The sequence below is a fragment of the Pseudomonas syringae pv. tagetis genome (assembly GCF_022557255.1).
In the GTDB taxonomy this organism is placed as follows: Bacteria; Pseudomonadota; Gammaproteobacteria; order Pseudomonadales; family Pseudomonadaceae; genus Aquipseudomonas; species Aquipseudomonas caricapapayae.
In genome coordinates, this window is the sequence record NZ_CP092923.1 from 5,054,251 (window position 1) to 5,074,770 (window position 20,520).

Here is a 20,520-nt window from a genome sequence, read left to right on the forward strand (position 1 = left end):
GAAGCCCTCCATGCCCGATCCCGCCAGCGCGCCGCTCTTTCGTCTGGAGATTGCCCGTCTGCAGCGCCACTTCCCCGTCGTATCGTTCAGCGCAACCGAAGCGATCAGTCAGCCCTTTGCCTTTGAACTGGAAATCCACGGTGACGGCCTGGATCTGGACCTCACCAGCCTGATGTACGAACCTGCCCTGCTGAGCTTCGCCGGGGGCCAGGGTGTTCAGGGGCAGAGTTTTCATGGCCAGATTCAGGGGGCAGCACGCAAGCATTACCAGCCCGGCCCGGCATGTTACACGCTGACAATGGGACCCCGACTGGCCTGCCTGGAACTGCGCTGCCACTCACGCCTGTTTCAGCACATGACCGCGATCCGGATCATCACTCAGGTGCTGGAAGAACATGGCCTGAAGGGCTGCTTCCGTTTTGACCGGCAGACCGAATGCCGCGAACGTGAGCATTGCGTGCAATATCAGGAATCCGACCTGCAACTGGTCCAGCGCCTGTGCGCAGAAGAAGGCATCCACTACCACTTTGTTCATTCACGACGTCGCCACGAACTGGTATTCGGTACCAACCTGCACGGGTTTGCGCGCAGCCCTGTCGCGCCGTGGCGTCAGTTTGCGCAACAACCCGGCGTCACGCAGTTTGCCGTCACCGGGCATGAAGCAGACATTCCAGGCAACCGTGCAGGCCAACATGCATCGGGGCACAGCAGCTTGCCGTTCGTGACCAGCGGACGCCTGCTGCCACTGGCCGGCCATCCGGAAAAGAACTGGAACCACATGTGGCTGATCACCGAAGTCCGGCACCGATTCGGCACCGTTGACGGCCACGCCCTGGCATCCGATCGCTACTCGAACCAGTTCAAGGCCATACCGTGGGAAGTCGGCTTCAGGACACCTGCCCCGGTGCCGCGCCCCCCCATCGCGCAACTGCAGCGGGGCCAGGTCGTCGGCACCCATGGTGAGCCGGCAAGGCTTGATGCGTCAGGCAGAGTACATGTTTGGCTGGAATGGGAATGGCAGCGCACGAATCACCCCGACAGCGGCTGCTGGCTGCATCTGGCACCGGGACTGGCTATCGAATGTCGGGGTGGCATGGGTGTGGCGGTGAGTTTTTCTGCGGACGACGCCCAGCCACCGCTGATCGCCGGGTGCCTGTCGGCGCAGACTCCAGACGCGAGCCGCGAGAGTGATCCAGAGCCTGTCGATAATGTTCGGATGCACCTCGACTGGCAGACGTTCTCGGGGGCCGAGCGGCGCCTGCAAATGGCAGACGGGCCCCTTATCTATCTCGACGAAGGCAGCAAAATCACAGTAGATGCCGGTTGTAGCACAATACAGATCGACGACGATGGTCTGACGCTGAGCAGCCCGCTTATCGGTTTTGCCAGCCAGGCGAATGGCGACTCGGGTGATCCGGACGCCATTGAGTGACGTAGCAGTCCCTGTGCGGCACTGAATCGAAGCACGATGGTCTCATGCACGTCCGAATCACCCGCCGGAGCCCTTCCCCCATGATCCGAGTTATTTTCCTCACACTGATGAGCGGTGCCTTACTGGCAGCATTGTCCGGTTGCTCTCCGTTGAAGCTGCTCAACACGTTGAATCCGGCCGGCCCTGTCGATCACGTCTATGACCTGGCCTACGGACCGGATCCCCGCAATAGGCTGGACATCTACACCCCGCAGGCGAAACCGGCCAATGCTCCGGTGGTGGTGTTTTTCTATGGTGGCAGCTGGAACACCGGCTCGAAAGCCAATTACGCTTTCATCGGCGAAGCCTTGGCTGCGCGTGGCATGGTCGTTGTGATTGCCGACTACAGACTGTATCCGCAAGTGCGCTACCCCGGTTTCCTGGAGGACTCCGCCAAGGCCCTTGCGTGGGCACACTCGCACGCCAAGGCCTACGGTGGCGACCCTGGTCGGCTATACGTGATGGGCCATAGCGCAGGTGCCTATAATGCCGCAATGCTGGCACTCGACCCGCGCTGGCTGGCTCGCGAAGGGTTGTCTCCGTCCATCCTCAGCGGCTGGATCGGGCTGGCCGGACCATACGATTTCCTGCCCATCGAGGAGCCGGAGGTGAAACCGGTCTTCTTTTTCCCGAACTCGCCACTTGACTCGCAACCCATCAATCACGTCAGCGCCAGCGCACCGCCTGCGTTGCTGATGGCCTCGCGTACCGACTCGGTGGTCAACCCCAAACGCAATACCGGCGGTCTGGCCAGGGCGTTGCGCGAGGCAGGTGTGCCCGTACGCGATCTGTATTTCTCGCGCACCAACCATGGCACGCTGGTCGGCGCATTCGCCAGACTGTTAAGCAGCCTGGCACCCGTGGTCGACGAAGTCGACATGTTCGTCAAGCACACTCCGGCAAAGGCTCAGTGAACGAACCAGCCGTCCCTGCGCGTCAATCGCCAGGCAATGCCCCCAAGGCTCAGGCCGCGCAGCAGGGTAAAGGCTAAAAACGTCAGCCATAGGGCGTGGTTGCCGTGACTGGAAGCCAGATACGCCACCGGCGCGATGCCTGCCGCGCTGAAGAGCATCGCGTTGCGCATTTCGCGGGCACGGGTGGCCCCGATGAACAGGCCGTCCAGGAGGTAACTCCACACGGCCAGCAATGGCATCAACGCCAGATACGGCAGATAGGTCATTGCGGTTGCGCGAACCTCGGGAATATCGGTCTGCAAGCTGACGAACCCCTGCCCGCCCAGCAGAAAAAACAGCGCAAACGCTACGCTGGCGATCAGCGACCAACCGCCCGCGACCACCATCGAGCGCCGCAGCGTCTCCCGGTCGCGCGCACCAATGGCATGGCCACACAGCGCTTCGACCGCATGCGCCAGCCCGTCCAGTGCATGGGCGGTCAACAGCAGGCCGTTGAGCAGCAACGCGTTGGCGGCAACCGTTGCGTCGCCCAGACGAGCGCCCTGTACGGTAATCAGAAACATCACCGATTGCAGTGCCAGCGTGCGCAGGAAGATGTCGCGGTTGACCGCCAGCAAAGGACGCCAGTTGCTCCATGATTTCAGGGCCGGCCAGACGATGCGGCCTGGCCAGGCACGCAGGGTCTTGCGGGCCAGCAGCAGACCGAGGACTACGCCGGTCCATTCTGCCAGCACCGAGGCACGGGCCGAACCGACCACGCCCCAGTCGAGGCCAATGACGAACCACAGGTTGAGCACGATATTGACCAGATTGGTGATAAGCAGAATGGCCAGCGGCGCTCTGGCGTTCTGCGCGCCGAGAAACCAGCCGACCAGCGCATAACTGGCCAGCGCCGCAGGCAGTCCGAACAGCCGGGTATGGAAGAAGTCCAGTGTCATTTGCTGCAGATCGGCCGACGGCTGCATCATCTCCAGCGCCAAGTGGCTGAACGGCAAGGCGATCACCCCCAGCACTAACGCCAGTCCGACGGCCAGCAACAGCCCCTGCAACAGGATCCGGCGCAGCGCCGCACTGTCATTGCGCCCTGCCGCCTGCGCGGCAAAACCGGTGGTGCCCATGCGCAGAAAGCCCATGGCCCAGGCCAGAAAGGTGTAAAGCGTCGCGCCTACCGCGACGGCACCCAACTGATGGGCGTGCGGCAGATGACCGATCACTGCACTGTCGACCAGCGCCACCAGCGGAACGGAAATATTCGAAAGAATCATCGGCGCGGCCAGCGCCCAGACACGACGATGGGTTGAGCGATGACGCCAATCGTTGAGCAACGTGGACATGAGGACTCCCGGCAAGGCGGGCATTGTAGCCAGATCAAACGAGGGGTGTCCCGGAGAACGACTCTCATGCCTGAGCTCCACGCTCAGCGTTATACACAGGTCAGCCTTTTGTTCTGGCCAAAAGCCGCAGGAGCGAACCGGGCGATGCATCGCTTGTTCGCGAAAGGGCTGCATATTCACCGAAAATGCTTCGCCTGAAAGACCGTATTCGCCAACAGGCGAGGCGTAGCCCGAGATGACCTGTCCTATCTGACAGTAATACTTGTCATCACGACTGTTATATAGTCGCCCCCTCTCTACCGTTGCCGATGAGTGCCCCCATGTTCAACAAAGGATTGTTTCTGGCTTGCGCGCTTGCGCTGCTGAGCGCCTGTGATTCCTCCTCCACAGACAAACCCGCGCCAGCCGCAGCAGCCACGACTCAGGCAGCGGTTACCGACACAAAACCCAAACCCGCCGTCGACCTCGCCGCGCTGAGCAAACGCTATGCAGGACGAGCGCTGACGGTCATCGACGTATCGGAAATCCAGATCGACGGGGCAAGCGCCTTGTCGGTGAGTTTTTCCGTACCGATGGACCCGGAACAGGCATTCGCCGAAAAACTTCATCTGGTGGACAGCAAGAACGGCAAGGTCGACGGTGCCTGGGAGCTGTCGGATAACCTCATGGAATTGCGCCTGCGGCACCTGGAGCCGCAGCGCAAACTGGTGCTGACCGTCGATGCCGGGCTGCAGGCCGTCAACAAGGCTGCGCTCGCCACCGAATACATCAGCCGTCTGGAAACCCGCGATCTGCAAGCCACTGTCGGCTTCGCCAGCCGTGGCAGCCTGTTGCCGACGCGTCTGGCCGAGGGCCTGCCGGTCATCGCTCTGAACGTTGACAAAGTGGATGTCGAATTCTTCCGGGTCAAACCCGACTCGATGCCGAACTTCCTCGCCCAATGGGACGGTGCGTCGAGCCTGTCCAGCTACAGTTCCGAAGAACTGCTGCCCATGGCCGAGCTGGTCTACAGCGGCCGCTTCGACCTCAAGCCTGCGCGCAATACGCGTGAAACCCTGCTGCTGCCGATTGCCGGTATCAAACCCCTGCAGCAGCCAGGCGTTTATCTGGCGGTCATGCGCGCTTCGGGCACCTACAGCTACTCGCAGCCGGCAACCTTGTTCACCCTGAGTGATATCGGTCTGTCGGTACACCGTTACAGCAACCGTCTGGATGCCTTCACTCAGGCGCTCGAGGGCGGCAAGGCCCTGAGCGATGTGAGCGTCGACGTGTATGACGACAGCGGCAAGGTCGTCGCACAAGGCAAGACCGACAGTGACGGCCATGCCCAACTGCCGTTGCCGGCCAAGGCCGCGGTAGTACTGGCACACAAGGACGAACAGACCAGCATGCTGCGCCTGAACAGCTCGGCGCTGGACCTGGCCGAGTTCGCCATCTCCGGCCCTCAGGCCCATCCGCTGCAATTCTTTATCTTCGGCCCGCGGGACTTGTATCGTCCCGGCGAAACCGTGCTGCTCAACGGTCTGCTGCGCGACAGCGACGGCAACAAGGTCAAGCCTCAGCCCATTACCGTCGAAGTGCGCCGCCCCGATGATCAGGTCAGCCGCAAGTTCGTCTGGGAAGCCGACAGCAACGGTTTCTACCAATACCCATTGCAGCTTGCCGACGAAGCGCCCACCGGACGCTGGCAGCTGGTTTTCGACCTGGGCGACGGCAAGCCCCAACTTTACGAGTTCAAGGTAGAAGACTTCCTGCCCGAGCGTCTGGCCCTGGAACTCAAGGGCAGCGACGTGCCGGTTGCGTCTGCCGACAATACCGAGTTCGATATCACCGGCCGCTACCTGTACGGCGCGCCTGCCTCGGGCAATACCCTTGCCGGTCAGGTCTACGTCCGCCCGCTGCGCGAAGCAGTGGCGAAACTGCCGGGTTACCAGTTCGGCTCGATCACCGAAGAAGACCTCAAGCATGACCTGGAGCTTGAGCCCGTGACGCTCGATGCCGAAGGCCACGCGACGCTGGCCGTGAAGAGCGAATGGACACAAGCCAGATCGCCGCTGCAACTGATTCTCCAGGCCAGCCTGCAAGAGTCCGGCGGGCGTCCGATCACCCGCCGTCTGGTACAACCCATCTGGCCTGCCGAACAACTGCCTGGCCTGCGCCCGCTGTTCGGCAGCAGTGCGGGGAATGATGACTACGACGATGAGGCCGGCAAGGGCGAAGCACAGACCAACGGTGACGGCCCGGCCGAGTTTGAAATCGTCATGGCCGATGCCGCCGGCAACAAGCTGGCCGCTGAGAATCTGAAAGTCCGTCTGATTCGCGAACGCCGCGACTATTACTGGAACTACTCGGCCAACGATGGCTGGAGCTACCACTTCAACGAGAAATTCCTCAACCTGAACGAGGAAACCCTCAACATCACCAAGGACTCCACGGCCAAAATCAGCTTCCCGGTCGAGTGGGGCCCGTACCGCGTAGAAGTGGAAGATCCGTCCACCGGCATGGTGAGCAGTCTGCGTTTCTGGGCCGGCTATCACTGGCAGGACAACACCGACGGCGGCGCGGTCAGGCCGGATCAGGTCAAGCTGGCGCTGGACAAACCGGCTTACAACGATGGCGACACCGCTAATGTCACTGTCACCCCGCCTGCTGCGGGCAAGGGCTATCTGCTGGTCGAGTCCAGTGAAGGTCCGCTGTGGTGGAAGGAGATCGACGTGCCCGCAGAAGGCAAGTCGTACGAAATCCCGCTGGACAAAAAGTGGGCGCGCCACGATCTGTACGTCACCGCCCTGGTGATACGCCCCGGCGAACGCAAGGCCAATATCACACCGAAACGCGCTGTGGGCGTGCTGCATCTGCCGCTGGACCGCACGCAACGCAAGCTGGCGCTGACCGTAACGGCACCGGAAAAGATGCGCCCCAAACAACCGCTTAAACTCAAGGTTGTCGCCAAAAACGCCGATGGCAGCGTACCCGGACAGGTCCATGTGCTGGTTTCGGCGGTGGACGTCGGTATTCTCAATATCACACGCTATGCCACGCCCGATCCGTTTGCCAGCCTGTTTGGCCGTAAACAGTATGGCGCAGACCAACTGGACATCTATGGTCAGTTGATCGAAGCCGGCCAGGGCCGTCTGGCCAGCATGGCGTTCGGTGGCGATGCGCTGGCCAAAGGCGGCAAGCGTCCGGACACCAGCGTCACCATCGTGGCGCTGCAAAGTGCACCAGTGACCCTGAACGACGCGGGCGAAGGTGAAGTCAGTGTCGACATTCCAGACTTCAACGGTGAACTGCGGGTCATGGCCCAGGCCTGGACCGACGACCGCTACGGAATGGCCGAGGCGAAAACCGTTGTGGCGGCCCCGATCATTGCCGAACTGTCCACGCCGCGCTTCCTCGCTGGCGGCGACCAGACCAGCGTCGCACTGGATGTCTCGAACCTGTCGGGCGAAGCGCAGAAGCTGGACGTGAAGATCAGCGCCGAAGGCCAGTTGAGCATTCCTGGCGGTGATCAGAGCAAATCCTTGCAACTCAAGCAGGGCCAGCGCATTACCCTGAAGGTGCCGGTATCGGCACAAGGCGGGCTGGGTCAGGGCAAAATCAAAGTCCTGGTCGAAGGCCTGGACCTGCCCGGCGAAAGTCTGCCGCCCTTCACTCGCGAGTGGACTGTCGGTGTGCGCCCCGCTTACCCGGCCATGCTCAGGCACTACCGCGCCACCCTCAATGAGCAGACCTGGAACCTGCCGGAAGGCGCGCTCGACGCGTTCGAGCCCGCCGGTCGTGAGGCGTTGCTATCGCTGTCGAGCCGTCCGCCACTGAACCTTGGCGAACAGATTCGTGCCTTGAAGGCCTACCCTTACGGCTGCCTGGAGCAGACCGCCAGTGGCCTGTACCCATCGCTTTATGCCGACGCAGCAACCCTCAAGCGGCTTGGTCTGACCGGTGAAGCGGATACCGAACGCAGGCGCAAGGTCGAGATCGGCATCGAGCGCCTGCTGGGCATGCAGCGTTACAACGGCAGCTTTGGTCTGTGGGGCTCGGACAGCGACGAGGAATACTGGCTGACGGCCTATGTCACTGACTTCCTGCTGCGCGCTCGCGATCAGGGCTTTGCCGTGCCACCGGACGCGCTGAAGAAAGCCAGTGAACGCCTGCTGCGCTACTTGCAGGATGCAGGTCAGATTCAGGTCAATTACAGCCAGAACGCCGAACACACGCGCTTTGCCGTACAAGCCTATGCCGGGCTGGTGCTGTCACGCAGTCAGCAGGCTCCGCTGGCGGCCTTGCGCAGCCTGTTCGACCGACGCAGCGATGCGCGTTCCGGCCTGCCGCTGGTGCAACTGGCGGTCGCGCTGGAGAAAATGGGCGACAAACCGCGGGCCGATCTGGCCCTGACGGCAGGCCTGGCAGTCAGCCGCAAAAATGAGTGGCTGGCCGACTACGGCAGTTCGCTGCGGGATCAGGCGCTGATTCTGGCGTTGCTGGAGGAGAACGATATCGCTCGAGACAAACGCGATGAGCGTCTGTTTGCCCTGGCTGATGAAGTGGCTGCCAATCGTTACCTGTCCACGCAGGAAAGCAACTCGTTGTTCCTCGCCGGACGTAACCTGCTGGGCAAGCCTGAGAAGGACTGGACCGCGAGCATCGCCAGCGGCACTGAAACCCGCGAGTTGAGCAACAAACAACCGGGCCTCAAGCTCGACGGTGCGCTGCTGGCCTCACCGCTTTCGGTGCGCAACCAGGGCAGCGAAACGCTTTACCAGCAATTGACCGTCTCCGGCTATCCAGCCCAGGCCCCGGCAGCAGGTGGCGAAAACCTGAGCATTCGTCGCGAATACCTGAGCCTGAGCGGCGCACCGCTCAACGTGGGCGCATTGAAAACCGGGCAACTGCTGCTGGTGCATCTGGAGATCGGTGCAAAACAGCGCGTGCCGGATGCCTTGGTGGTGGACTTGCTGCCTGCGGGCCTTGAGCTGGAAAACCAGAACCTGGCACAAAGCTCGGCCAGCCTGGAAGACGCCAGCGAGGAGGTGAAGACGATCCGTGAATCGATGGAGAATGCCGGGATCAAGCACCAGGAATATCGCGGTGATCGGTACGTGGCCGCGCTGGACATCGACGGCAGCAGCACCGTGCACTTGCTCTACCTGGCGCGCGCAGTCACGCCAGGTACATACCGGGTGCCGCCGCCTCAGGTCGAATCGATGTACCGCCCGAACTGGCAGGCTCTGGGTGATGCACCCGCACAGATGGTGGTGAAAGGCAAATGATCGCTAACTGACTGGTTGGTTGGTTGGCTGGTTGGCTGGTTGGCTGGTTGGAATGTGTACCTGTGGGAGCGAACTTGTTCGCGAAGGGGCCGGTACATCCGCTGAAGATGTATCGTCAGAAATAAAGCCTTCGCGAACAAGTTCGCTCCCACAAATACCAACCGAGTCGCTCCTTTCGCGAACAGGCGAAGCGTCGCTCCTTTCGCTCCCGCAGGTGGAGACGGAGTCAGCACATCAATGAATGATCCAGCTCAGCAACCAGAGGCCCAGCGCCAGCCAGATGATCCCGAGGATGATCGAAGCCCGCATGAATGCCCGCACGGCCGAGTACAGCAGCATCAGGCCGATGATCAGTGCGACGATACTGATCAGCGAAGTGTCCATGCCCAATGTGCGAGACAGGCCATCGACAAAATTTCCTCCAGCATGGGTGAACCCGTTGAACAACCACGCCAGACCGTCGACGAAGAAGCGAATCACTGCGCCGATGGCCTGCCCGAGCCATTCAAAAAAGCCTTCTACCTGCATATGTACGTCCTGATTGGGGTCGTGAGGAAAATGATCTGTCCGCTTTGGCCGTCGCAAGGCGTTTCAGGTTCCGTGGATCATAAAGGCTCTTTGCGTTGAAACCTGAATTTCTTCTGCATCTGCGGCAAAAACTCACGTGGCTGACAGGCGCGATCCTGCTGATCATCACCTTGCTCTGGCTGGCGGATCGACTGTGGCCGTTACCGCTGCCCAAAGACGATCTGGCCCGCGTCGTGCTGGCCGAGGACGGTACGCCGCTGTGGCGTTTTGCCGACGCCAACGGCGTGTGGCGCTACCCGGTCAGCAACGAGCAGGTTTCGCCCTATTACCTCGAAGCCCTGCTGACCTACGAAGACCGCTGGTTCTACAGTCATCCCGGCGTTAACCCGCTGGCGCTGGTACGCGCCACCTGGCAAAACCTCCACGGCGCTCGCGTGGTATCCGGTGGCAGTACGCTATCAATGCAGGTAGCGCGTCTGCTCGACCCTCATTCGCGCACGTTATCCGGCAAATTTCGCCAGTTGTGGCGCACATTGCAGCTTGAGTGGCACTTGTCCAAGGATCAGATCCTCAGCCTGTATCTCAATCGCGCCCCGTTTGGCGGTACGCTGCAAGGCGTGGCTGCCGCCAGTTGGGCCTACCTGGGCAAATCACCGCAAAACCTGACCCGCGCCGAGGCTGCCTTACTGGCCGTGTTGCCACAGGCACCGAGCCGTCTGCGTCCGGATCGACATCCGCAACGCGCGCAGCTTGCCCGCGACAAGGTCCTGAGGCGTCTGGCCGAGTTTCAGGTGTGGCCGCAGTCCAGCGTGGACGAGGCACTGGAAGAACCGTTATGGCTGGCACCGCGACAGGAACCCAGCCTTGCGCCCCTGCTCGCCCGTCGTCTGAATCGGCCGGACAGCCCGCCGCTGATTCGCACTACGCTGGATGCATCGTTGCAACGACGCATGGAAGACCTGCTCATGGGCTGGCGCGCGCGCCTTCCGGAACGCACGTCGGCAGCGATTCTGGTGGTCGAGGCGGAAAACATGGCGGTGCGCGCCTACGCAGGCTCGGTGGATATCAATGATGCCAGGCGTTTCGGGCATGTAGACATGGTGACAGCCCTGCGCTCGCCGGGCTCGACGCTCAAGCCATTTCTGTACGGCATGGCCATGGACGCCGGGCTGATCCACTCCGAGTCACTGATGCAGGATGTGCCGCGACGCTACGGAGACTACCGGCCGGGCAACTTTTCGACCGGTTTCGGTGGCCCGGTGGCGGCCAGCTCGGCGCTGTCGATGTCCCTCAACCTGCCTGCCGTGCAGTTACTGGAAGTCTATGGGCCGAAACGCTTCGCTGCCGAACTGCGCAATGGTGGCGTACCGCTGACCCTGCCGCCGCTGGCCGAGCCGAATCTGGCACTCATTCTCGGCGGCGCGGGCAGTCGGCTGGAGGATCTGGTTACCGGGTACAGCGCTTTCGCTCGCGGTGGACGAAGCGCCGATGTTCGATTGCAACCGCAAGACCGGCTGCGCGAGCGGCGGATGATGTCGCCAGGAGCCGCATGGATCATCCGGCGCATTCTCAGCGGCCAGTCGCGTCCGGATATCGACCCGCGCGCCGAGCTGGTGCAGCGCCCGCAACTGGCCTGGAAGACCGGCACCAGCTATGGCTTCCGTGATGCCTGGGCGATTGGCGTGGGGCCGCGTTTTCTGGTCGGTATATGGATCGGGCGCCCGGACGGCACGCCGGTGCCGGGGCAGTTCGGGCTGGCCTCGGCAGCGCCACTGATGCTTCAGGTTCACGACGTGCTGGTCAATCGCGACAGCCAGCGCGGTATCGCCGCAGCGGTTCAACCGGTGCCACTGAATGTCGGCGTAGCGGCGATCTGCTGGCCGCTGGGGCAGTCCATGAACAAAAGCAACCCTGATTGCCGCCGCCAACGCTTCGCCTGGACACTGGACAGCGCCACACCACCCACCCTGCAAGCAGCCGATCAACCGCTCGGGCTGGGTTTGCAGGAACGTATCTGGGTGAATGCCAAGGGATTACGCGTGGCTGCCAGTTGCCCGGACGCTCAGGCACAGGAGATCGCTCTCTGGCCTGCACCTCTGGAACCCTGGCTGCCGAAGGCCGAGCGTCGCGAAGCAAGGCTGCCGCCCGCCGACCCGGAATGCCCGCCACAGAACCTGAACCTGGCCCCCCCCCTGAGCATCGTCGGCGTGCGCGACGGCGACAACCTGCGTCTGCCCGCCAACAGCCGCCAGGCTTTACGCCTGAAACTCTCGGCCCTGGGTGGCAGTGGACGCCGCTGGTGGTTTATCGATGGCGCCCCCTTGGCGGACACCGACACCCGGCAAGACTTCATCCCGACCCTGAGCAAACCGGGTCGTTATCAGTTAAGTGTGCTGGATGAAAGCGGTCAGACCGCGAGGGTAGAGTTCAGCGTGATGGAGTAAGCCCGACTTCAACAATTGCGCATCCCGCCTGGAGGCAGCAATGTGCGGATGTTCTGCATTTGGCTCCAGGCCGCGACCCAGTCGGGCCGGTACCTGCCGTCACTGGACCTGAAAGATTTTCGGCTCGGGGAACAGGTTGTTGAGGGTTTCCAGCAGGCGGACGTGGTAGATCGGTTTGCGGAACAGGTCCAGCACGTGCAGGCGCAGCAGATCGCTGACGTCGTCCATGTCGGCATGGCCGGAAGTCACGATCACCGGCAGGTGCTGGCGCGAAGTGTGTTCGCGCAGATGACGGATCAACTGGATGCCGCTTTCCTCCGGCATCCGCAGATCGGTGATCACCAGCGCGATATCCGGATGGGCCGTCAACTGTTGCAGGGCCACCTTCACGGAAGAGGCCGTAAAGCAACAGAACCCCTCGCCTTCGAGCAGTTCTGCAAGCTCCTCGTTTGCGTCCTCTTCGTCATCAACCAACAGCAGTTGTTGGCGGGTAGGATGGACAGCCATTTAGTTATCTCGACAGGAATGAACTCAGGGCACGATTATAAACTAACTCGCCGCCGTGCCACCCAGTGCGGTGATAATTTCATTGAACCTTGCTTTGATCGCGGTCCCCATTGGCGTCACCATTGCAAACAACACCAGTGCCACCATCGCAACGATAATGGCGTACTCAATGGCTGAAGCGGCCTCTTTATCTTTGATAAACGACTGAATACGAGTGTAGACGCTGACGTACAACTGGGTAAGGAACATCTCATTTCTCCTTGCGCCTTCAAGGCGCCGATAAACCGTCTTGCGCATGGATCCCCTTGCAATACCAGCATTGCCTTCAATCAAAAAACCCACAATCTCAATAAAGCATTAACCGGAAAGCTATAGGTCCGGCAGCCCCCGTCGTTGCTCGGCCAAACGCTATGTCATTCACTCAACAGCATTTTTATACCAACGCATAATGGCGTTCTGGATGCCATGAGCTACCGTCACATAACGGACGGGTAAGTCGTCCGTCAGCCACTGTTTGCGACGTTGCCGCACCGGGTTGAGGTTGTCCTGCGATGACAAAGGGAAAGTTGCCATGAGCAGTCGCATTACCATGGTGCTTGCGGTCCTGTTTCTGCTGGGGGCGTTGATTGCCGGGTATCTGGGCATCGCCGTCAGCAAACCGGCCGAGGCGCCTGCAGTTGTTAATGAGCCCACGGTGCCTGTCACCCCCGAAACAACGACTCGAACGCCCGTGACTCCGCCAGTCGAGGAGGCACTGCGCCACAGTGTTGTGGTTATAGCCCGCGACGTACCGGCCTACACCCCGATTACGGCTGACGACCTGACCATTGAACGCCTCAAGGTCGCCCCGCCTGGAGGCTTCGAGCACATCGACAAGGTCGTTGGCCGCAGCAGCTGGCGCACGCTGACCGCCGGAACCTGGCTCAGTGAGAGCAGTTTTGAAGCCGGCGGTACGTTGGCGCGGATGATTCGGCCACATGAGCGGGCGCTGGCATTGCAGGTCGATGAAGTGATCGGCGCAGCCGGGCAACTCAGCCCTGGCGACTTCGTGGATGTACTGCTTTACCTGCCTGAGGACACAAGTAACCCGAATCGCTCCAGCCAGGTGGCCGTGCCCGCCCTGCGAATTCTCGGTGTTGGCGCACTGCTCGGCCCGGATCGCAACGGTAAGCCAGTGCAGGACATCAACGCTGACGAACGCCTTAAACAGGAGCAGCAACGGCTCAACGCCCGAACAGTCACCGTTGCGGTGCCGGAGGCGCTTGTAGCGCGGCTGATGCTGGCTTCGCAGACCGGTGTCCTGCGCCTGGCTGTACGCAGTGCCGACGAAGGCAATCTCCAGGCTTACTGGGCGAACGAAGCCAGTAGCCGTGATGTTGCCGAACGGCTGGACACCGCCAACCGCCAGTTGGTGAGCTTCAGGCAGTTGAGCCTGAGCCCGGCCAGTTCGCCAACGCCTGGCGCAACCGCTCGTACGCCTCGCGCAGTCGAAGTCATACGCGGCAACCAGATCACGCAACAAACTCCCTGATTGAGCAAGGATTGCATTTGATGAGCTGTTGTTCCGTGCCAGTTACAAAACCCGGATTGCTGGCGTTAGCCTTCGCGGCCTTGTCTGCGCCTTCCGCCTGGGGAGCCTCCGGCAACTGTGCCGGGCTTGCGGCCATGCCTGCCGCGATGGAAATCGATCAAGGCATTCAGCAGGAAGTGCGCTCTCCGGTAGCCATCACCCGAATTGCGGTGGGAGACCCGAAAATCGCCGACGTGCACGTCAACGGCAGTGCCGGTTTTCTGTTGAGCGGCGTGGCGCAGGGCACGACCAGTCTGATGGTCTGGACGGCCTGCGCAAGCGCCCCGCGTCAGAGCATGGTTTTCGTGCGCGGCCGGGCGACGACGTCGATGGTCGAGAGCGTCACCGCGCCCTCTGCCGATGCTCAACTACCTAGCCAGGTGCAGACCGACATCCGCTTTATCGAAGTCAGCCGCACCAAGCTCAAGGAGGCCAGCACCTCGATATTCGGCAAGGGCTCGAACAACTTTCTGTTCGGCGCACCTGGCACGGTGCCCGGCGTCAATGTCACACCCGGCACCGTAAGCGGCACCAGGCCGAGCATTCCGCTGAGCAACAGCAATTTCAATATTGTCTGGGGCGGTGGCAGCAGCAAGGTGCTGGGCATGATCAACGCCATGGAAAACAGCGGCTACGCGTACACTCTGGCACGTCCCAGCCTGGTCGCGCTCAACGGGCAAAGCGCGAGCTTTCTGGCCGGAGGGGAATTCCCGGTACCGGTGCCCAATGGCGAGAGCAATGGTATTTCCATTGAGTACAAGGAATTCGGCGTACGCCTGACCCTGACCCCTACCGTCGTAGGCCGGGACCGGATTCTGCTCAAAGTCGCACCGGAAGTCAGCGAACTGGATTTCTCTGCCGGTATCACCATCGCCGGGACTACCGTGCCCGCGCTCAACATCCGGCGCACCGATACCAGCATCGCACTTGCCGACGGAGAAAGCTTCGTGGTCAGCGGGCTGGTCAGTTCCAGCAACAGCGGCTCGGTAGACAAGTTTCCCGGCCTGGGTGACATCCCGATTCTCGGTGCATTTTTTCGCAGTTCGCAAATTCAGCGCGACGAACGCGAACTGTTGATGATCGTTACCCCGCATCTGGTTCAACCGCTGGCTGCCAACGCCCGATTGCCCTCGCTGCCGGGTGAGGGACTGCGCACGTACGACCCAAGCTTTCCACGCCTGTATTTTCTGGAAAACGGCGACTTCGACCGCCGCGATGGGTTATCCAAATGAGTCAGAGCCTGAGCCAGACCTTCCTGGCAATCACCCGCAACAATACTGATCTGGAATGGCTGCAAAGTGCACTGGGCTCACTGGGCCAAGTGGTCAGTGCCGGAACGGGCAGCCTGGACGATCTGCTGGCGCTGGTCGACGTGACCTTCGCCAGCGTGGTGTTCGTCGGGCTGGACCGTGAGCATTTGATGACGCAGAGCGCCTTGATCGAAAGCGCGCTGGAAGCCAAGCCGATGCTGGCCATCGTTGCGCTCGGCGATGGCATGGATAACCAGTTGGTGCTCAACGCCATGCGCGCCGGGGCCAGGGATTTTGTCGCCTACGGTTCTCGTTCCAGTGAGGTTGCCGGTCTGGTCAGACGTCTGAGCAAGCGCCTGCCCGCCGTGACGCCCAACCCGAACATGAGTGGCCTGTCGGTGCTGTATGGCGCGCAAAGCGATGACGACGGGGCCTTGATCGCAACGCACCTGGCAATGGTGGTGCACAAGGCCGGGCAACGCACGCTGCTTTTGGACCTCGGTCTGCCTCGCGGTGACAGCCTGCTGATGCTTGGCCTTGAATCAACCTTCAGCTTCGGCGATGCGTTGCGCCACTTGCGCAGGCTGGATGCCACGCTGATCGACAGTGCGTTCACCACCAGCGAAAGCGGCCTGCGCATTCTGGCGTACAGCGAAGCCGACGATCATCTGGAGCAGTCCAGCGCAGCAGAGCTTTACATGCTGCTCAGCGCCCTGCGCCAGCATTTTCAGCATGTGGTCGTGAACCTTGTGGGGCAGCCGGACAGTGAGGCGCTGCGCTCGCTGGTCAGTCATTGCGACCAGTTGCTGTGGTACACCGACCAGAGCGTGCTGGGCTGTCGACGCAACCTCACGGTACTCAATAACTGGCGCGAAAAAGGCATGAAGATGCAGCACGCCGGCCTGCTGGTCGATCGCTATCAGCGGTCGGTCGCCCCCAATTCGGAAACCGTGGGCAAAACGTTTGGCCTGCCGGTGCTTGCCGTACTGCCGCTTGCCCCGGAACTGCGCCTCAACGCCAAGAACCAGGGCGTGACGCTGTTCGAGCTGGCGTCACGCGATGCGCTGTGCACCGGGCTGCGGCGGCTTGGCGAGCATCTGGCGCGTCATGCCGAGGCTCACGACAAGCCTGATCAGGGCTGGCTCGCTCGACTGTGGGGGAACAGGTAATGCCGGAAAAACTGTTTGGCGTCTCGTCACGCACGCAAGGCAAGGCCGACGACGGGCAGGGCCTGAAACTGGTGCTGCACCGTTACATCATCGATGGCATCGAAGAAAGCGGCAAAAACCTGCTTGAAGGCTCGCGACCGGCACTGGCGCAATTTGTCATCGACAAGGTGGCCGAATACGTTGCACGGCTGCGACTGGCCATCTCGCGTTACGAAATGGAGCGCCTGGCTGAAGAGCTGGTCGATGAACTGACCGGCTTCGGCCCGCTGGAAGTGTTGCTGCGCGACACGTCGGTCACGGAAATTCTGGTCAACGGGCCAGGCAAGGTGTTTGTCGAGCGCGATGGCGTGCTGCACCACACCGACCTGCGCTTTATCGATTCGCACCATGTCGAACGCGTGATGCAGCGCATTCTCGCGCCCCTCGGACGGCGACTGGACGAGTCCTCGCCCATGGTCGATGCCCGCCTGCCCGACGGCAGCCGGGTCAATGCCATCATTCCGCCGATTGCGCTGGACGGCCCTTGCCTGTCGATCCGGAAATTTCGCAAGGACATGCTCAAGAGCGCCGATCTGGTAGCGATGCAAACCATCGATCAGTCGATTTTCGAATTCTTTCAGGAGGCCGTGGGCAAGCGCTGCAACATTCTAGTCAGCGGTGGCACGGGCACAGGCAAGACCACCATGCTCAACGTGTTGAGCCAGTTGATCGACAGCAATCAGCGCCTGGTCACCATCGAGGACGTTGCCGAACTGCAGCTCAGCCACCCGCACGTGGTTCGCCTGGAAACCCGCCCGCCGAATGCCGAGGGGCATGGCGAGGTACGCGCCAGCGACCTGATTCGCAACTCGCTGCGGATGCGCCCGGACCGCATCATCCTCGGCGAAATCCGTGGCGTCGAAGTGCTGGATGTATTGACGGCGATGAACACCGGTCATGACGGCTCGATGAGTACCGTTCACGCCAACAATGCCCAGGATGCGCTGCTGCGTCTGGAAACGCTGGTCGGCCTGACCGGACGACTGATCCCGGAAAAAACCCTGCGCCAGATGGTCTGCGCGGCGCTGGATGTGATTATCCAGCTGGCGCGCCTGCCGGACGGTCGGCGCTGTGTCAGCGAAGTGGTTGAAGTGGTCGGCATGCGCGATGACATCTATGTCACCAATACCCTGTTCCGCCTTGATCGTCGCACCGGCGTCGGCTTCATGCGCGAAGCCGCCCACGCCGCCGGCGACAAGCTGCGGCCTGGCTACTGACGTGACCCGGGAGGCCGCATGAACGCATCAATGGTGCTCGGTCTGATTGCCCTGCTGCTGCTGATGGTGTCCATTCGCATGTTCTACCTCGCGCTCAATCAGGGCGCCCGTGAACGGGTCAGGCAGCGCCTGACGGCCGGGCAAGTCCAGCCAGTGGCCAGGAAAGCGGGATGGACTTACCTGGATCGGACTTTTTTGCGTGCGGGGCTGGGCCAGCCGACCGAACGCATCGGCCTGGCGTTGTCGCTGTATGCGCTGCTGATCCTGATCGGCTATGGGCTGGGCGGCGTCGTCGGCGCGGTCAGCGCGCTGCTGGCGGTGCCTGTGATCCTGCGCATATTCGTTTCGTGGCGCTATGAAGTACGCGTGCGTCGCATGATCCAGCAATTGCCGCAGTTGCTCGACCATACCGTGCGCAGCCTGAAATCCGGCAGAACCCTGGCCGACGCCGTGCTGCACGGCATCGACGCTACGGACCAGCCACTCAAGGATGGCATGAGCCGTATCGAGCGTAACGTACAACTGGGGGTCAGCTTGCCGGATGCCGCACGGGACTTTGCCGAGCTGTATGAGCGCGACGAGTTTCACCTGTTTGCCCTTGGCCTGCGGGTCAATCATCGATATGGCGGCAATGCCAGCGAGCTGATGGAAAACCTGATCAAACTGATTCGCGACCGCGAACAGGCCGGTCGCCAATTGCGCGCAATGACCGGTGAAACCCGCATGACCGCGATAGTGCTGGCGCTGCTGCCAGTGGGTATGGCCGGTTACTTTCTGGCGGTGAACCCCAACTACCTGCTGAATATGTGGAGCGATGGCGGCGGACAGGTCATGTTGAGCATGGCGTTCGGCCTGCAGGCAACAGGGTGTGTGGTGCTGTGGCGCATGCTGAGGAGCATCTGAGATGGAGCTGCTATTCGCTGCCCTGATGCTCGCCGCTGCGGCATTTTTGCTGCTGTCAGGCATGGCTCGCCAAAGACGCAACGAACGCCTGGTTGCTCAACGGTTGCGCGGACGGGTGATACACGAAAGCCGTATCGGCAGCCTGTTGCGGTTACTCGGCGATACTCGCATCGGTCAGCGCAGTATCAGCCTGGATTCGGAAACCCAGGTGCTGCTCAACCGCATCGGTTGGCGACGTGCCAGCAAACGCTCACTGTTTGCCGCGTGTCAGGTCGGCGTGCCAATCGGCCTGATGACCATGATCATTCTGGTCCAACTGCTGTTTTTCAAAGACATAGAGCAGCCGTTCATTGCGCCGATATTTGCCTTGGGAATCGGCTATCTGCTGCCTAAGCGAATACTCGCGGCCGTCGCGAAGCGTCGACAGAAAAAAGTGGTGGTGGAAATTTCCACATTTATCCCGTTGCTGCGCATCCTTTTCGAGTCCGGCATGGCGGTCGAGCAGGCGCTGCGAGTGCTGAGCGATGAAGGCAAGGAGCTGCTGCCGGTGCTGTCCGAAGAGATCCGCGTGGTGCTGATGCGGGTCGATTCCGGCCTGGAACTGGGCGAAGAACTCAGAAAAACCGCTGCCCTGCTGGCCGTGGACGAGCTGAGCGACACCTGTGTGATCCTCAACCAACTGATTCATCAGGGCGGTGGCGCATTGAAGTCCCTGCTCACGCTCAAACAATTGATTGACGACCGACGTCTGACACGCCTGCAGGAATACATTTCCAAGCTGTCGGCAAAGATGTCGGTGGTCATGATGGTGTTTTTGTTTCCAGCCCTGCTGATCGTACTGGCCGGGCCGGGATTTATCGCCATAAGCCGCGCACTGGGCAGTTGAACCCCGGTGTCGCCCGCGCACGAAAGGACGCGTTGCAATGAAACCAGTGATCGCACTACTCGGGCTACTCTTGCTGGGCGGATGTGCCAGTGATGGGAGTGCGTTATGGACGCAGGCCACGGCCAGACCCGGCCAGTGCCCAAAACTGACATCGGATCAGGAGTTCTCTCTGAACCTGGCCCAGAACATGGCTGACGAAGGACGCCTGCATGCCAGCCTCGCCAACCTGGAAAGCCTGCCGGACAGTCTGGGCGAGGTCCGCCTGCGCAAGGCGCGGGTATTGCGGCTTCTGGGCAGCAGTGAAGCCGAGCCGCTGTATCGCAGTCTGCTTGGCACCTGTCGGGCCGCCGAGGGTGAGCATGGGCTGGGACAACTGGCCGCAGCCCGCGGCGACAATGTACTGGCTCAGCAACACCTGCTGACGGCCAGCAAGCTGCAACCGACTGATGAAAAGATCCGCAACGATCTGGGCGTTGTGTACCTCAATCAGTTGAAGCTGGAACAGGCGCGTTTTCAGTTCCTGACGGCCATGGAGCTCAAACAGTCCGATCCGCTGGCGGCAATCAATCTGACCACCTTGCTGATCTACCAGAACAAATGGACACAAGCCGCCGAACTGGCATCGCGCGCCGGGCTGACGCCCGAGCAGGTCACCGAGGCCCAGGCGCGAGCCGAGAAAATCGGCAAAACACCGGCCAACCCGCTCGCGTCCGTCAGGACAACAGGAGTCCAACCATGAAAGGTGTAACCATCGGCAGCATGGTCATGCTGCTTATAGCCGGCAGTGCCTGGGCCGCGGGCGACGAGCAATTACCTTCTGCGCAGAAACAGACCGAAACCTGGCTGCAACTGCAGGCCAGCGGCAAGGCCGCCTCGACGACGCCTCAGGTAAACACCGCCGTAGAGCGTGACCTGAGCCTGCAGCGCTGGCTTGAAACCTACAAGTACGCAATCCCCGAGCATTACGAACAGGAGGCTGGCGGCAACTTCTCATCGGGTAGCAAGTAGCCTCGCTGGA

17 protein-coding genes are annotated in these 20,520 nt (G+C 61.4%); 12 read left to right on the forward strand and 5 right to left on the reverse strand.

The window, feature by feature from the left end:
- Nucleotides 1–10: 10 nt before the first annotated feature.
- Both MME58_RS22475 and MME58_RS22480 read left to right on the forward strand, forming a co-directional pair.
- Entirely contained in the window at nt 11–1,432 is a 1,422-nt protein-coding gene (locus MME58_RS22475) for a type VI secretion system Vgr family protein (RefSeq protein WP_055004751.1), read from the forward strand.
- An 80-nt stretch (nt 1,433–1,512) separates the two neighbouring features.
- Nucleotides 1,513–2,385, forward strand: a complete 873-nt coding sequence (locus MME58_RS22480; RefSeq protein ID WP_055004752.1) for an alpha/beta hydrolase — start codon at nt 1,513–1,515, stop codon at nt 2,383–2,385.
- Here the strand turns inward: MME58_RS22480 and MME58_RS22485 are convergent.
- Nucleotides 2,379–3,719 (reverse strand): MATE family efflux transporter, encoded by a 1,341-nt coding sequence (locus MME58_RS22485; protein WP_055004753.1) that lies wholly within the window; start codon nt 3,717–3,719, stop codon nt 2,379–2,381. The two genes, MME58_RS22480 and MME58_RS22485, sit on opposite strands and share 7 nt — an antisense overlap.
- Nucleotides 3,720–4,039: 320 nt before the next feature.
- On the opposite strand from MME58_RS22485, the gene MME58_RS22490 reads away from it, so the two are divergent.
- A complete protein-coding gene (locus tag MME58_RS22490) occupies nt 4,040–8,989 on the forward strand; it encodes an alpha-2-macroglobulin family protein (protein WP_055004754.1) in 4,950 nt (1,649 codons plus the stop codon).
- Nucleotides 8,990–9,223: 234 nt separating this feature from the next.
- Here the strand turns inward: MME58_RS22490 and MME58_RS22495 are convergent, their stop codons facing one another.
- On the reverse strand, nt 9,224–9,517 hold the full coding sequence (locus tag MME58_RS22495; protein ID WP_002555356.1) for a hypothetical protein: 294 nt from the start codon (nt 9,515–9,517) through the stop codon (nt 9,224–9,226).
- 95 nt (nt 9,518–9,612) lie between these two features.
- Between MME58_RS22495 and pbpC the strand changes: the two genes are divergently transcribed.
- Nucleotides 9,613–11,961, forward strand: coding sequence for a peptidoglycan glycosyltransferase PbpC (gene pbpC, locus MME58_RS22500; protein ID WP_055004755.1), 2,349 nt, complete (start codon nt 9,613–9,615; stop codon nt 11,959–11,961).
- A 99-nt stretch (nt 11,962–12,060) separates the two neighbouring features.
- Here pbpC and MME58_RS22505 read toward each other — a convergent pair whose 3' ends face one another.
- The 3 genes from MME58_RS22505 to MME58_RS22515 form a co-directional block, all read right to left on the reverse strand.
- The gene (locus MME58_RS22505; RefSeq protein WP_054986574.1) at nt 12,061–12,468 is read right to left on the reverse strand and encodes a response regulator; all 408 of its coding nucleotides are present in this window, start codon (nt 12,466–12,468) and stop codon (nt 12,061–12,063) included.
- A gap of 42 nt (nt 12,469–12,510) precedes the next feature.
- Complete coding sequence (locus MME58_RS22510; RefSeq protein WP_054986575.1) at nt 12,511–12,717, reverse strand: Flp family type IVb pilin; 207 nt, start codon at nt 12,715–12,717, stop codon at nt 12,511–12,513.
- 168 nt (nt 12,718–12,885) lie between these two features.
- The gene (locus tag MME58_RS22515; RefSeq protein ID WP_158506036.1) at nt 12,886–13,041 is read right to left on the reverse strand and encodes a hypothetical protein; all 156 of its coding nucleotides are present in this window, start codon (nt 13,039–13,041) and stop codon (nt 12,886–12,888) included.
- Here MME58_RS22515 and cpaB point away from each other — a divergent pair.
- From cpaB to MME58_RS22555, 8 genes are read left to right on the forward strand one after another with little or no spacing between them, the layout of a single operon-like run.
- On the forward strand, nt 13,040–13,999 hold the full coding sequence (cpaB, locus tag MME58_RS22520) for a Flp pilus assembly protein CpaB (RefSeq protein WP_055004756.1): 960 nt from the start codon (nt 13,040–13,042) through the stop codon (nt 13,997–13,999). The two genes, MME58_RS22515 and cpaB, sit on opposite strands and share 2 nt — an antisense overlap.
- A gap of 20 nt (nt 14,000–14,019) precedes the next feature.
- On the forward strand, nt 14,020–15,270 hold the full coding sequence (locus MME58_RS22525; RefSeq protein WP_055004757.1) for a type II and III secretion system protein family protein: 1,251 nt from the start codon (nt 14,020–14,022) through the stop codon (nt 15,268–15,270).
- Nucleotides 15,267–16,457: a CpaE/TadZ family protein gene (locus MME58_RS22530; RefSeq protein WP_054986578.1), complete on the forward strand. Its 1,191-nt coding sequence runs from the start codon at nt 15,267–15,269 to the stop codon at nt 16,455–16,457. The genes MME58_RS22525 and MME58_RS22530 overlap by 4 nt, the downstream gene beginning before the upstream one ends.
- Entirely contained in the window at nt 16,457–17,713 is a 1,257-nt protein-coding gene (locus tag MME58_RS22535) for a TadA family conjugal transfer-associated ATPase (RefSeq protein WP_054986579.1), read from the forward strand. The genes MME58_RS22530 and MME58_RS22535 overlap by 1 nt, the downstream gene beginning before the upstream one ends.
- 18 nt (nt 17,714–17,731) lie before the next feature.
- On the forward strand, nt 17,732–18,616 hold the full coding sequence (locus MME58_RS22540; protein WP_054986580.1) for a type II secretion system F family protein: 885 nt from the start codon (nt 17,732–17,734) through the stop codon (nt 18,614–18,616).
- A 1-nt stretch (nt 18,617) separates the two neighbouring features.
- On the forward strand, nt 18,618–19,502 hold the full coding sequence (locus tag MME58_RS22545; RefSeq protein ID WP_055004758.1) for a type II secretion system F family protein: 885 nt from the start codon (nt 18,618–18,620) through the stop codon (nt 19,500–19,502).
- A gap of 37 nt (nt 19,503–19,539) precedes the next feature.
- Nucleotides 19,540–20,241: a tetratricopeptide repeat protein gene (locus tag MME58_RS22550; protein ID WP_054986582.1), complete on the forward strand. Its 702-nt coding sequence runs from the start codon at nt 19,540–19,542 to the stop codon at nt 20,239–20,241.
- Entirely contained in the window at nt 20,238–20,510 is a 273-nt protein-coding gene (locus tag MME58_RS22555) for a DUF3613 domain-containing protein (RefSeq protein ID WP_054986583.1), read from the forward strand. The genes MME58_RS22550 and MME58_RS22555 overlap by 4 nt, the downstream gene beginning before the upstream one ends.
- The last annotated feature ends 10 nt before the right edge of the window (nt 20,511–20,520 follow it).

Excerpts from the sequence above, each read along its gene's own strand:
- MME58_RS22475 (WP_055004751.1), top strand. The coding sequence starts at position 11 with ATGCCCGATCCCGCCAGCGCGCCGCTCTTTCGTCTGGAGATTGCCCGT.
- MME58_RS22480 (WP_055004752.1), top strand. The coding sequence starts at position 1,513 with ATGATCCGAGTTATTTTCCTCACACTGATGAGCGGTGCCTTACTGGCA.
- MME58_RS22485 (WP_055004753.1), bottom strand. The coding sequence starts at position 3,719 with ATGTCCACGTTGCTCAACGATTGGCGTCATCGCTCAACCCATCGTCGT.
- MME58_RS22490 (WP_055004754.1), top strand. The coding sequence starts at position 4,040 with ATGTTCAACAAAGGATTGTTTCTGGCTTGCGCGCTTGCGCTGCTGAGC.
- MME58_RS22495 (WP_002555356.1), bottom strand. The coding sequence starts at position 9,517 with ATGCAGGTAGAAGGCTTTTTTGAATGGCTCGGGCAGGCCATCGGCGCA.
- MME58_RS22505 (WP_054986574.1), bottom strand. The coding sequence starts at position 12,468 with ATGGCTGTCCATCCTACCCGCCAACAACTGCTGTTGGTTGATGACGAA.
- MME58_RS22510 (WP_054986575.1), bottom strand. The coding sequence starts at position 12,717 with ATGTTCCTTACCCAGTTGTACGTCAGCGTCTACACTCGTATTCAGTCG.
- cpaB (WP_055004756.1), top strand. The coding sequence starts at position 13,040 with ATGAGCAGTCGCATTACCATGGTGCTTGCGGTCCTGTTTCTGCTGGGG.
- MME58_RS22515 (WP_158506036.1), bottom strand. The coding sequence starts at position 13,041 with ATGGCAACTTTCCCTTTGTCATCGCAGGACAACCTCAACCCGGTGCGG.
- MME58_RS22525 (WP_055004757.1), top strand. The coding sequence starts at position 14,020 with ATGAGCTGTTGTTCCGTGCCAGTTACAAAACCCGGATTGCTGGCGTTA.
- MME58_RS22530 (WP_054986578.1), top strand. The coding sequence starts at position 15,267 with ATGAGTCAGAGCCTGAGCCAGACCTTCCTGGCAATCACCCGCAACAAT.
- MME58_RS22535 (WP_054986579.1), top strand. The coding sequence starts at position 16,457 with ATGCCGGAAAAACTGTTTGGCGTCTCGTCACGCACGCAAGGCAAGGCC.
- MME58_RS22540 (WP_054986580.1), top strand. The coding sequence starts at position 17,732 with ATGAACGCATCAATGGTGCTCGGTCTGATTGCCCTGCTGCTGCTGATG.
- MME58_RS22545 (WP_055004758.1), top strand. The coding sequence starts at position 18,618 with ATGGAGCTGCTATTCGCTGCCCTGATGCTCGCCGCTGCGGCATTTTTG.
- MME58_RS22550 (WP_054986582.1), top strand. The coding sequence starts at position 19,540 with ATGAAACCAGTGATCGCACTACTCGGGCTACTCTTGCTGGGCGGATGT.
- MME58_RS22555 (WP_054986583.1), top strand. The coding sequence starts at position 20,238 with ATGAAAGGTGTAACCATCGGCAGCATGGTCATGCTGCTTATAGCCGGC.